Annotated in this window: 4 protein-coding genes; all 4 read right to left on the minus strand. The window is 53.8% G+C overall.

Annotated features, from left to right (window positions below):
- Positions 1–15 precede the first annotated feature (15 nt).
- Entirely contained in the window at positions 16–285 is a 270-nt protein-coding gene (locus ACU8YC_RS21760) for a colicin immunity domain-containing protein (protein WP_446895735.1), read from the minus strand.
- The gene (locus ACU8YC_RS21765) at positions 282–12047 is read right to left on the minus strand and encodes a hemagglutinin repeat-containing protein (RefSeq protein ID WP_446895736.1); all 11766 of its coding nucleotides are present in this window, start codon (positions 12045–12047) and stop codon (positions 282–284) included. Before ACU8YC_RS21765 ends, ACU8YC_RS21760 begins: the two co-directional genes overlap by 4 nt.
- 12 nt (positions 12048–12059) lie before the next feature.
- A complete protein-coding gene (locus ACU8YC_RS21770) occupies positions 12060–13697 on the minus strand; it encodes a ShlB/FhaC/HecB family hemolysin secretion/activation protein (RefSeq protein ID WP_446895738.1) in 1638 nt (545 codons plus the stop codon).
- A gap of 535 nt (positions 13698–14232) precedes the next feature.
- Positions 14233–14465: hypothetical protein (locus ACU8YC_RS21775; protein WP_446895737.1), on the minus strand; the 233-nt coding region annotated here is incomplete at its 5' end.

The raw sequence follows: 14465 nt of genomic DNA on the forward strand, positions 1-14465 counted from the left end.
GGCCGGGATCTTTCACTATCTTATGTAATTAATCAGCAATTTATTTACTTCATCCCATAATTGTTCATCACTAAATTCGTATTCTTCACGGTCATCATCTGGATTATACATATCAGCCAGACAAAAAACGCTGGATAATAATTCACTTAAATTGTCATCATCCTTTCCAAGCAGACCATTATCACGCTCAGATTTCCATTTTGTCATATAGCTATCTGCAAAGCAGTTAGCCGATATATCCTTAGCAATAAAGCTATCAATATAACATTTAAGCGACTGACTCATCTTAAGGTCCCGTTATTTATGAAGTTCTCATATTGTTTTGTTTGGGGATCAAGTTTCCATCCACTAACAAAATTACCTGCTTTATCAATTACAACCACATTGTTGGTTTGTGGGTTGAAGAACACTTTCGACTCTGGAACTAATAAATACGTCCCATGTTCATAAGTCGTTTTATTATCTAAATGTGATTTGATAGCAGTCTGATATTCAATAATGGTATCACCATTTTTCTTGGTGGTTACCACGCCAAAATCAGAAGCATGTTTAAATTTCTTATCTAACTGTTTGGTACTGAAAGCGACACTATCAGAGATGATTGCAGTTCCAGCATTTGGAATTTTTTTGCCCGGTATAATGAGACCTGCCATAAGTCCCCCCATACCTTCAAGAGCAAGCTGATCACCCTGATTGGCTTTTTTCGCCATATCAGCAATACCGATCCAGGTTTCACTCTTCATCAGGGCGGCAACGCTATCCGCCACTGCCTGATTCTTACCTGACAGATCATTCAGCGCTTTAGTGCAGTAACTGTCCCCGATTGCACATGAGGCCAGCGCCATTGCCGTATCAGCAACATAGTCCGCCGAACCTAATGCCGCATCACCGCTATCAGCAAGAGCATTAATAATGCCGTTAGCGATGGCAGAAGTTGTACCTTCACCCAGCGAATCCCTGACCTGATTTTTCAGGGATTCAGCGGCCTGTTTCATTGTGTCACGAGCCTGGTCTCCGGCCAGTGAGTTATTCTCAACCGCGTTCTTGCCCGCCTGCGCCCCCGTACCTGCTGCTGCGGTGCTGTTGCCCGCCAGACCACCGGCGATACCCGATGCAATGGTTGCCAGCATACTGATTTGCTGACGCTCCTGCTCGCTCAGGTTGTCTGTCTTCCCACCGTAATAATTGTCGATGATGTAGCGGGCAGCAAGTTCACCACTGAAGGCGCCAGCTGCCCCTGCTGCTGCATTGTTCCCGCCAAGCTGAGCTGCCAGTGCGCCCCAGACAGCATGCGCCATCAGGTTGGTTTCTTTGTTATCGCCGGTGGCATTTTTGATAAGCTGAGCCACTGCCGGATTGAGTCCACCCGCCAGGGCCTGTCCAAAGTTATCCGCATTCAGTCCGCCCAGTACGCCCGTGATGGCCTGTACCACCATCTGCGGCATACTGCCCGTACCGTAGCCCTTCATGACGCCTTTGTATTCCGGGGTATCACGTAGCTGTGCATCGCTCATTCCCGGATGTTCTTTTCTGGCAGCCTTCATCGCTTCGGTTTCGCCATACGTCATGACGATATTGCTCATCTGACCACTAATCTGGCTGATAACCTGTGCTTCCTGCAGGCGCTTCTGCTCCTTCTCCTTGTCAAATATCGGCGCAATGCTGCCGTTTGCGTTGTCCGGGGCCCGGCTGAGGCCAGCCACATCCGGCTTCTGGTTTTCCTTATCCCGGATGACGATACTGCCGCCGCTGACAGCAGACGACGTGGTACCTTCCGCATGTCCCTTGCTGCCGGACATTCCCGTCACTCCATTCGCCGCATTAGCCATCACGTTTCCGGTCACTATCTGGCTGGCTGTCATCCCTGAGCCACCGGAGACACTGATACCGGTATGGCTGGTTTTGTAGTCCGCTTCGTTGTGGATATCCGTCCAGCCCAGCGTCCCGGTATCCAGCCTGTTTTTGTCATCCGTTGCCGTGGACGCAATCACCGCCCCGTCAAGCTGCGTGTGTTTCCCCACGGTGACATCAAAACCGCCTTTCCCGGCGTAAATCCCGCTCTGCTCCTGAACCGAGTCGTAATTACTTTTGATTTTGTCCTGGCTGATGCTGATATAGCCGCTTCCACCGCCACCACCAAAGGTAAAGCTGCCGCCTGCGGCCCCACTGTTCTGCCTGCTGTCGTAACGGTCACTGTCCTGCAGGCTGCTGATGGTCAGATTGTTACCAACATCCGCAGTCACTTTCTCCCCGCTAACCTGTGCTCCATTCAGGGTAGTGTCTCGTCCGCTGGTGATGGACACATTTTTACCTGCATCCAGCGTGGTTTCGGTCCAGGTGGTGCCATTGCCTTTCTCACTGCCTTTTGAAGCATTCACATTAGCAAAGATACTCAGACCGCCGCCATTTGAGCCCCCACCAAAACTGATGCCCACACCTCCACCGCTACTGCTGTTTTTCCCGGTGGTCTGCTGCGTATTAGCGGCTGCGGCCAGCAGGATATCATTCTGTGCATCCAGCGTAAGGTTGTCACCCGCCTTTATCTGACTCCCGCCAATAACGATATCACCGCTGTTGCTGCCATCCGGGTGTTTACCTGTTGCAGTAACAGAAACATCGCGGCCTGCATTAATATTCGATCCTGAGACCATATCGTGCTCATATTTTGTCTCGGATTTTGATTGCTGGTGGGTAAGCGAGAGACTTACGCCAATACCATTATTCGGTTCGGCACTTTGTTGCTGTTGTTCCCGATTCATCCCAGCCTGAACCCCGGAGAGAACAGCCTGAGTACCTTTCAGTGCACTCAGACGGCTGTCGCTGCTGTCTTTCGCATCCTGAGCAGCTGACACCGCCTGGTTCAGGGCACTACCCACAACACCTGACAGTGCAAGGGTGATACCCGTGGATTTCTGCTCAAACTTTTCGTTCACGGTGCGGCGGTCGTGACCCGGGTCAATCACCACGCTGTCCCCGGTAATGCTGATATCCCGGTTAGCAATCACATCCGAGCCGCTGATATGCGCCTGGTTGCCCGCGGTGATACTGACATTGCCGGCAGTGGAGCCAATAGTGCTGGCACTCTGGCTCTGGGTCGTACCGGCTTCACGGCGGTCGTGCGTGGTCTTACTGGAGCCGATGGAAACGCCGATACCCCCGGTCCCCATCAGGCCGGATTTCTTCACTTCCTTAAAACGCCATGAGGTGTCGGTGTTGGTGGCGGCGGATATATCCACATTATTACCCGCACTGAGCGCCACATCACTGTCAGCTACCACATCCGAGCCTTTCACCATAAGGTTGTTACCGGCGTTTACCGTGACGCTGTTTCCTGAAAGCAGGGAGCCGGCCTCACGGGTGGCACTGTCCTCGGTGATAGTGTGGGTGGTCTTCTTACTGAGAAAACTACCGCTTTTCTTCTTCGTCTCTTCGTAGTGATAATCGCTTTCCGTGGCCGTCGTCAGTGTGACGTCACGTCCTGCGTTCAGCGCAATGTCGCCGGTTGTGATCACGGATGAGGCCACCGATGAGATATCCCGCCCGGCGGTAATCACGGTATCACCACCACTGAGGATTTCCGTTCCCTGTTGACGAACGGACTCATTAATCACCGTTTTTTTCCTGGACCGGCTGCTGTCCCCCGTAATGGCAGACTCTGCCATCAGGTTCACATCGCGCCCTGCTTCGAGGGTCACATCGTTTTCTGCCGCGAGACCGGCGGCCTGGCTGTTCACATCACGCCCGGCGGCGAGGGTGAGGTTATCTCCGGCGGTCACCGTGGAGACCGCCGCATGGCTTTCGTGGTTCTCAGCACCACCGTTACGGTGGGTTTCACCTTCACGAGCCGCGTTCAGGTTCAGGTCATTACCCGCAGAGAGCAGGGCACTGTTCCCGGCTGAGACAGACGATGCGGTGACATTCAGATTATTGTCTGCCGTCATCAGCAGATTTCCGCCCGCGCTGATGGTGCTCCCCTGCCAGTCCACTGACGAACGCCCTGTCTCCGTTATCCACCGTCCGGAGTGGCTCCGGGCATCGTTAATCTGGTTGGCATTTACCGCAATATCTCCCCACGCATCCATCAGCAATGAACCACCTGCAGAAAGATTCCCGCCAGTAATGGTGATATCTTTACCCGCCGAGAGCGACAATCCGTCCTGCGCGGTAATGGATGCCACAGACCCCAGCAGCGTGTCTTTAAAGCTTACATTGCGGTATTTGTCCCTGGCACTCACATCCATCTGTTCCGCCAGCGTCAGGTTATTGATGTTGCCGCCCAGGCTTTCCAGCGCCACCGTTTTTCCGCTGATGACTGAGCTGACGTTATTGATATCACCCATCGCGCTCAGGTCAAGGTTACCCCCGGCCTGCATCAGACCATTGTTAAGGTTGTTAACACTGTTCTGACTGTCGAGAGTGAGATCGTTTCTCGCCAACAACGTACTGCCGGAGTTGGTGATATTCCCGCTGGTAATCTGAACATTATTCCCGGCAATGACGCTACCGTTGTTCACAGTGATATCTTTCGGCGAGAGATACAGTTTCGGTATCATTACCGTTTCACCGTTGACGGTCGCGGCTTCCCACCACAGCATGCTGTGCTCAAGGGACGCGATTTGATCGGCCGTCAGCGCCACCCCAAATTTCAGTCCCAGCGACTGCCGGGTACTGGCAGCGCTGTCCATCAGATAACGCATCTGATCAAGGTCAGAACCAATACCGTTGATATATCGACTTCCCGTCTGGTTCAGCATGGCGTTACTGACATAGCGGGTATCAAACGCCGCATCACCGAGGAAGCGGTAGTCATATTCCGGGTTCAGTTTGAGACGATCGAGGATATAGGCCGATCCGAGGAACTGGTTTTGATCTGTATAAGCAATATTGGTTTCACGTGGCGCTTCGCCAGGTTTGATACCCAGCATCGCATTCAAATCACTGAACAGGCTGGGATCGAGTTGACCAAGACCGTTCAGCTTCGGGTTAACGTTGATCAGGTACGGACTTTTCGGATCGTCGGAGACGACGAAATAACCATTCTTTCCGGAAGGTACCGGATACGCGCTGGTATCCACCGTTTTGCCCTGATTTTGCCCGCTGGTATTCACGCCCTTATCGCCTGGGTTAATCAGGCCATTGAGCTGGCCGAGGCTGGCGTTACCTTTCTGCGTTGTTGAAACGGAACTGAGCGTGACGTCTGACACGCCGCCGCTTTCCAGCGCGCCTCCGCCGTTAATCTGCTGCAATGCGTCATGCAGTCGATCGTTCCACTGTGGGGAACTGACGCTCACCGTATCATTGCCTGCCAGCGCCTGCTTTTTCACGCCATCACTGATGGTCTGATTGCTGAGGGTGTTGAGGGTTGGGGTAACGATGGTATTTATCACTCCGCCCGTATTGGGCGTGGTACTGGTATTGCTAACATCCTGTGAAAAAACTGCCTGAACTTTTCCGCCCAACTGGATCACTGAGCGATAAATCGTCGCACCCGAAGCTTCTTCCCGGTCGTTCCCTTGTGCGATGTAATGAATTGGTGTATTTCGATAGCTATCAGCTTTTACTGATACGGCAGGAGTTTCCCCATTATTACCTTGTTGGTCAGCGATATACGTCCGATAACGGGTAACTGTACCATCTGTCCAGGACTGATTTTGCAGGGTTGTACCCGAAAGGTGCATATCCCCGCCGGCCAGCAGTGTACTGGCATTATTTTCCAGATGCCCCGCCCGAATGACCATTCCACGGGATGAACTGATGCGTCCTGCCCCACCGCTGGCAGAAACAGAAAGGGTAGAACGTGAGATTGCAATTTCCTTCGCCGGACTGTTTTTCATCGCCTCAGGAACAGCTATATTGTAACAATCAGGACTCGCACCGTGCCCTGGACTCCCTCCACCACTGCAGGATCGGCTAACAATGTAGCCATAGTCAGTTCCAAGTTTCAGTTCAGAAAGAGGAATATCTGCAAAACTCTCGTTCAGCCAGGCATACTGTTGCGTCAGATCTTCTGTTTTGCCATTACTTACCACCAGACCATCCCGCTGGTTCAGCAGATGCCCGGTGTTGATGGTGATATCACCGTTCTGCGTTTCGATATTGCCGGAGGTGTTGACCACTTCGCTGCTGGCATTGCCCGCCGCATCACGCTGCATCCACAGATTGTTGCCCGCGAGGATATCGCCGCGCTGGTTGGTAATAGTGCTGGCATAAAGCGCCAGATTATTTGCCGCGTACAACAGTGCCGTATTGACAATGGTGCCCGGCGCACTGAGCGTCAGAGAGCCCCGCGTTCCGGTGAAACCGTCGACCGAAATATTACCGCGACTGGTCAGCGTAATATCCCCACCGCCCTGTAACGTGCCGGCAGAATTGAGCGCCACGCTGTCACCGCTCAGATAACTGGCACCGTTGCCGGTGGTGATTTGCCCGTTATTGCTGAGCTGTCCACCTGCCGTCAGGTTGAGCGACTGCCCCTGAAGCACGCCACGGTTGTCGATAGCGCCATCGCTGGCAATGGTCAGCGTTTTACCCGCAGCAAAAGCGCCTTGTGCGGTAAACGCATTTACCAGTTTCAGCGTCAGATTACCCAGCGCCACGACCTGGCCCGGCGCATCCAGCCCGTGACTTTCAACAGACAAATCACCGCCGCTGAACAGTTTCCCTGACACAGTCTGATTCACCTGGCTGGCATTAACCTGCAGTTGAGAATTCCCCAACAGCGTACCGTTATTCGTCAGTTGCGCATAATTGACCGCCAGTTGACCGGCCTGCGTGGTCCCCTGGTTGGAAAAATTGTTACCCGTAAGCGTGGCGCTGTCGGCCAGCCAGTTACCGCCATTGGTGGCCGTTGCCGCATTCATAATGAGGTTTGTTGCCTGTAACCAGCCTGAGCCGGAATACTGCGCCGTGGTCAGCGTCATTCCCGCGCCGGAAAGCAGTTTGCCGTCATTGAGCGCACGGGTTGTGGCGTTAAGATGAGTCTCTCCACCGCCCTGCATTAAACCGTAGTTGGACAGTACTGGCGTAGAAAGCGTCAGCCTTTGGCGGCTGACAATCTCCCCGGAAGCCTGATTTATCAGGTCACCGCTCAGCGACAGCGTTGCGCCATTATCCCCCTGCAGTCGTCCGCTGTTGGTCAGTGCGCCGGACGTCATGCCCAGCGTCGCCCCCTGAATTTTACCCTCATTAGAGACGGATGCGGCAGTCAGCTCCAGGGCGCCCCCGCTCAGCATACTGCCCGCTTTCTGCTGCCTGACCGCGCCGTTCATGGCAAGCGTGAGTGCATTTACGCCGCTAATCGCCGCGCTGTTATCAAGGGTTGTCCCCTTCAGCGTAAGATTTTTTGCCGTCCATTGCCCGGCGTTAGTCAGAGAAAGCGCCTGTAGCATCGCGTTACCCAGGGTGGTAATTTTGCTGCCAGCCGCAGAAGTCAGGTTACTTGCGAGCGTAAGTTGCAGCGCATCGGCGCTTTGTATTGCCCCATTGTTTATCAGCGTTTGCGCATTGAGCAAAACAGACTGCCCTTGCCATACGCCGTTATTCGTCACTTCGCCAGATGTGAGTTTCAGCGCCCCCTGCGTCAGCAGTGAACCACCTGCTGCATTAATCAATTCCTGTTGCGGTGACGCCATCGCCATGCGCGCCATCAGATGCTGACGAGCCTCCAGCGTCAGGCTTTGCAGACCAGTCAGCGTGCCCTGATTGTGGATCCGGTTTTGCTGCAGAGTCAGGGTATTTCCCTGCACCGTGCCGCTGTTATTAAGCTGTGCGCCGTCGAGCGTGACGTCGCTTTCGCTGAGCAGTTTTCCGCTGTTATCAAGCTGCTGCGCAGTCAGTGACATTCCGCCATGACTCATCACTTCGCCTGACGTGGTAAGGCTGTTGTTGACATCAGCCGTCAGATTACCGAGGCTTATCAGCGATCCTTTATGCAGCCAGTCATCAGCGGTCAGCGTGAGTTGCTGTCCCTGCAGGGTTCCCTGCGTCGTGATATTGCCGGCATCGAAGGTCAACGCGCCGCCGCTCAGCGTACGGGACGTTATGCCCGTTGTGAGCATATCGCCAGACAGTGCAAGCCCGTTCGTCCCCTGCCACAGGCCTGTATTGTCTAAAGTCGAAGCGGCAAGCGTCAGCCTGTCACCGGCAATACGCCCGGCGCTGTTGATACCATCAGCTGTAAGCGTCAGCGCGCCGCCACTTTGAATGTCTCCGGGGTTGGTAAGCCGCCCGGCCAGCTTGCCTTCCAGGCCGTGCAAGCCGTTAAGCACACCGCTGTTATTCAGCGAGTCGGCAGTGAATGTCAGGGTATCGCCCTGCAGTACGCCGGCGTTTTCCATCGCACCGGCATGCACCAGCAGCGCATTACCGGCCAGCCATTTACCTGTGGCATCCGTGGTGAAGGTATTCGCTGAAACCGAGGTACTTTCGTTACCCTGTACCAGACCGCTGTTACGGATTGATTTTCCATCCAGAGTGATACTTTTCGACGCCAGCGTACCACGGTTATCCAGGGATGCAGTATTCATCGACGCCCCCTGTTTTGCTACCAGGCTCCCCTGGTTTTCAACCGAATCTGTCAGCGTCAGGTTCAGGGAATCGGCCTGAATATCACCTGCGTTAATTAATGTGCTGCCGCGCAGCGTGAAGCCGGTATTCGTCAGCAGCAGACCGTGATTTTCCAGCGTGTCGAGGCCTAAATCCAGCCCCGCGCCGCTGACCAGTTGCCCCTGCTGACCATTGAACAGATTGCGGGTGGTGAGTTGTAGCGCTGAATTACCCTGCACAATGCCATTATTCATAAGCTCAGGCGCGGAAATACTCAGGGATTTTGCTGCAATCATGTTGTCATTAAACAACTGCGCCGCAGCCAGCCCGAACAGGTTGAGACTGCGCAGCGTTCCCTGGTTATCCAGTCGCCCGTTGGCCTTAATGCTCAGGCTGTCCAGAGCCTGAACGCTGCCACCATTGCGCAGGCTATCCAGCTTGATCGCCGCCGTACGGCCCTCCAGTTGGCCATCGTTTTCGAAACCCGTTCCGTTGAGCTGCAAATCCTCGCCGCTGACCACCTGCCCACCCGCAAGGTTAGTGAAGTGATTGCCATCCCAGGCGAGCGTCTGATCCCCCTGCAGGATCCCACTGTTGCTGAGATCGCCGTGTAATGCCAGCACCTTCGCCGCCAGCATTCCGCTGTTATTCACGCTGGCGGCATGCACGGTCATACCTTGTTGACTGAGTACATTACCCTGGTTAGTGAACGCATCGTGTACTGTTGCCGTTACTCCCGTTTCACCCAGTGCATTACCGCTGTTTTGCCACGTATTTGCGTCCAGATTCAGCGTACCGCCCTGCAGCAGACCGGTGTTACGGATGGTCTGATTCTTCAGACTTAACTCACCTACTGACAGCACATTACCGCCGTTATGCACGTCCTGACTGTTCAGCGCGAGCGTATCGGCGGCCATGAGTCCGAGGTTATCTGTCTGCTGTCCGTTAACTGATAATGACGCGTCCGCCAGCAGGCGCCCCTCGGCGTCGTTTTTTACCGTCGCATAATCACTTTGCAGATTAACGCCGTTAATTTCGCCACTGTTAACCAACTGGTTGCCGCTCAGGAACAGAGAGCCGTCGGTGGTCATCAGCCCCTGGTTGGTCAGATACGGTATATCCAGGACCAGGGAAGCTTTGCTGTAGAGCGAGCCGTCGCTGAGGTTTTCCAGCCTGTCAGTATGCAGATTCAGCGCGGTGTTGCCCTGCATCAGACCGCTGTTCACAACATGCTGACTCTGAAGAGTTAACGTATCGGCAATCAGAGAGCCGCTGCTGGTGAACCATTCAGGTGCCATAATCGAGATACGTTGAGCGCTGGCGCTACCGCTATGGGTCAGCGTCGTTGCGCTGAGCGACAGGGTATCAGCCAGCAGTTCACCATGGTTATCAGCGGACTGCTGCGCACTGAAGTCCACACGCGTACCCGTGGATTTTCCGCCATGACTGAGCCTGTCAGCCTTCACGTCCAGCGAACCTTTTGCCGCCTGTACGCCATCCAGCGTCACGCTGTTGCCGGTCATCACCAGGTCCAGACCGCTCTGCAAGTGACCGTCTTTGCCAGTAGTCAACTGCTTTGCGCCGACGTTAAGCGCACCGGCGGCATTAACCTGACCGTTCAGGTTCAGATTTTGCGTGGCGTTTAACCGTATGTCCCGTTGCCCGGCAATCAGCGAACCTTTCGTGGCGGTGAGGTTTTCAGCATTGACCGTTACCCCCTGGTTGCCAGAGAGGACGCCATGTTGTTCAACTGACGCGGCCTGCACCGTTAATGTACCATCAGAGAGCAACGTTCCACTATTACGCAGCGTGGCATCCGCCCGGATATCCGCATCGTTTTTCGCACTCAGACTGCCCTGCTGGTTCAGCGTTGTCGTCTGTACTGAAAGCCAGCCGCCGCTCGACAGTGTCCCCGTATTATCCAGCGAATCGCTGTGGACCGATACGCGGTTACCCTGCATCAGGCCTGTGTTGTTAAGGCTGCTGACAAAGACATCAAAACTGCCATTTGAAGCCAGCTGACCGCCATTAACAAGGTGGTCACCGGAAAGAGACAACGCACCTCCCGAATTGACCTGTCCCTGGTTGTTCATTTCGCTACCGGCCAGGCTTAATGCGCCTTTCGCATCGGCCCGGCTGGCGTTATCCAGTGCTATGCGCTGTGCCTTCAGCGTTAATCCGTTACCCGCAGAGATCAATCCCCCCTGAGACGACAGATCGCCCTGACTGTTAAGGCTGACATCAGCATCACTACCCAGCGTGGAACGGGTCAGCGTCAGCCCGTTATTGCCTGCGACATCCAGTTTTTCTTTACTGGTCAGGCTGCTGTCGATGGCTGTCAGCGAACCGTCACTGCGCAGTGAGGTGTTTTTCTGGCTAACCAGCGTGGATGCAACAATGGCTGCATCCTGTTTAGCCGCCACCTGCAACTCGCCAGCTGCAGCAACCCCGCCGCCCTCGATCGTCATCCTGCCATCGCTGACCAGTTGCACACCTGCACCACCGGAGAGATTTGCATCCTGTAACGCTAACGTCCCGGTGCTGCTGATGGCTATCCCGCTTCCGGTCTTATGGCTACCGGTCAACGTGACACCTTCGCCACTGGCGGAAAGAGCACCGCTTGCCAGACTGTTGCCAATCGTTAATTTCCCGTTAGCATTGAGGGTGATATCACCCAGACGGGCATTCAGATCCCCGAGGTTGACCCCCAGCCCTTTCTCGCTGGAGACCAGATGAATACGATTAGCGTACATGCCGCCTAATGCGCCGGTGTCTACCGCAATTTTCGGGGCTTCACCTTCGCCCTTCAGCGGACTCACCTGGCCATTCGCCGCAACGCGATTCGCCCCGGCGATAACCGTCAAATCCCTGGCGTGCAGCGCAGCATTAATTTCCGTGGCACGGGCAATAATCGACACCGCATCACTCTGACTGCCATCCAGTCCCTTACCTTCGATGGTAATGCTGCCCTTGCTCACATCCAGTGACTGCAGGTTACCACTGGCATCCAGGACAGGTTTACCTGTGGTGAGTGTCGCATTCGGGGTATTGATAAAACCACAGCCGTTACAGGTAATCCCGTACGGGTTGGCGACCATGACGTTGGCGGCTTTACCCGCGACTTCGGTATAGCCCTGGAGCTTCGAACGATTGGCGCCGGTCACTTCGTTGATGATGCCTGAAGCTTCCTTTCCTGGCTGCAGGTTCGGGTTGTTCTGGATGATGCCGCCGAGCTGAGTCTGGTTAAACTGCCCGGTCGCATTGTTGAGGATCAGCCCCTCTTTTCCCACGTTGTAGTCGTTATATTTATTGTGTGAAATTCCGGCCTGGTTCGGTGTGGCAATATTCACCACCGGAACACCATTGGCGGCTTTATCCATCTGCGTATTGCCTTCAGGCGTGATGGCGGCAGCCATCGCCGGGAGCAGGGGTTGGGTAGCCAGCATGAAACTCAGCAGGCCACTTAGCAAACGCCGGGAAAATCGAACCTGATCCTTTTTCATCACACTTGTTCCTTAAAATGCCACCGTCACACGGTAATACACATTGAGATGATCCGGGGCCAGCCAGTCCGGATAGTTAACCGGCGTTCCTGCAGTAAACTGACTGGAGAACCAGCGACCTGAACTGGTTAATCCCAGCGCCGCCCCCCACAACGTACCGGAGGCATACCTGTCAACGCGGTCCTGTTTAAGCCAGCCGCCGTCGAATGCCACCATCGCACCAACCTGCCCGAATACCGGCAGCGTAAACAGCGAATAATTCACTTCATTTCGCCAGTAGCCGCCGTTATCTCCGGAAATATATTGTTCTTTAAAACCGCGAACAGAGGTTTCTCCGCCCAGCGTCAGACGTTCACTGCCATACAACCGGTCCGGCGACCACTGGAAATAGAGACTGCTCAGCCACCACAGTCTCTCCGCCAGCGGGCGCTGAAAACTACCGCTGACGCTCCATTTGCGAAACTCCGCCTTTGGCACATCACCGTGTTTATCGTTGTCATTCTCTGCGCCAAACCATGGCACGCCCTGGGTGAATGAAGGGTTAAGCGTCGCCACGCCGGACGCAATTTTTTGCGTATGGTTGATGCCTGTCGAAACGCTGGAAAGCGTGCGGCTACTGGTTTTCAGCAGGACATCATTCAGTCTGTTACGGTTAATTCGATGCGTGAGACCCAGCGATGCGGCGGTCCTGACATCACCATTGCGAAACAAAACCCAGGATCCGTTCAACCGATGGGTTTCGCTATCACCAGTGGAACGCCAGGCATAACCATTGTTATCAATCGTGCTGAGGTAGTTACTCCAGCTGTAGTTGTAATCAAGCAGTCCGTAGCCATAAGGAATACTCACGCCAGCTGCAAAGTTCTGCGCATCTTTGCTGCTGGAAAAATCGCTGCTGCGTCCGCCACTGATAAACCATTTATCCGCCATGCCCAGCATGTTATTGAAAAATAATGCCCCACTGAGCTGCCCGGTTCCGGTGCTCTTTTGCCCACTGTTGTCAAAACTGACTGAGCCATTGAGCGGAAATTCAGGCGTGGCGGTGAGATTAACGATTGAGAACCCCTGCTGATTTCCCGGCAAAATTTCAATTTCCACCGGCGTCTGGCGCACCCGGTTCAGTTGCTCCATTCCCTGTTCAATGTCACGCAGATTGAGTATTTTTCCTTCCATGCCGGGAAAGGTCATCTGCAGAGTGCGCGCCGGGATGCCTTCCAGACGTATTTGCTGCAATTTCCCCTCAAGTACCGCAATGTGCAGCACCCCGGATGAGAGATCCTGTTCGGTTAAAAAGGCACGACTGGTGATGTAACCCCGGCTGATATACCAGTCGGAAATGACATTGCTCAGCGCCTTCAGGCGGGAAATATCCAGGCACTGATTCACCCAGGGCGCGGTCAGTTTTTTCGCCGCAGAGGTCGACAGTTTCGTTGCTCCCTCAATGTCGATCCTGGTAATTGTAAAACAGGGCCCTTCTGCTCCGGAAGGAATGGCAGGTGTGGCTGACGCAGGAAGAGGGATGCTGCGCTCCAGATCCTCACGCTGGCGCTGGTTTTCATTCAGTAACTGTTGTTGTTGTTGCTGGATGATATTGCGATCGGCGGGCGACAGGAGGGTTGCTGAAACGTCGGTCACAGGTAACAGCATCATCCCCGCGACTAAAATTATCCTGATTTCATCCCTGCTTTTCACCAATGCCTCCGGTAACCAGTCCTTTCATATCTGAAGAATCAAATAACAATCAATTTTTATTAAAAAACACAAACTGTAATAAAAAGTAAAGAAAACGCATCACAACCGGGATGATTTTTAATTATTTTCAGAATATTTTTATTTAATTTGAGCTCAATATTCTAAACAGGAAGTGACTACAAAGATGAATGTGCTTTGTCACAATGTGGAACACGGGAGTACGGTGACATATATGCCATGTTTACCAGGAAAGATGCTCTTCAGACAAGACAGGTGGCAGACCGCTGGCATCTGCTGAAAAATATTGGGGATTGTAGTGATGTGACGGACACCTTTCCTTAAGAAGTCAGTGCCATACTTTTACTGACTGCATTAATCCGGGAATAACATCACATGAACACGATCAGCGTTGTTGGTATCGATATTGCCAAATCGGTTTTTCAGATCTGCGTATGGATGAATGATGACTCCGTCGCGTGGAATAGCTATCGCACTAATCATACAACTCAATCAGACACTCCACGTATTCCGGTGAAGGCAGGGCGGCAAGCAGGGCCGGCATACTCCGGGTTTTGGCCCCGACCCATTTCAGATACGGTGACACAATCCCCGCATACTGCGGATGTCCCATACCCGGTACGCCCCTGTCTGAGTGGGAGAAACGCCCCATATTTCCCGCTTCCTTCTGTCCGTTCTCTGCCATCCCCGTCCCTGTTGATGTAAAAA

Source organism: Citrobacter sp. VF227, from assembly GCF_052950715.1.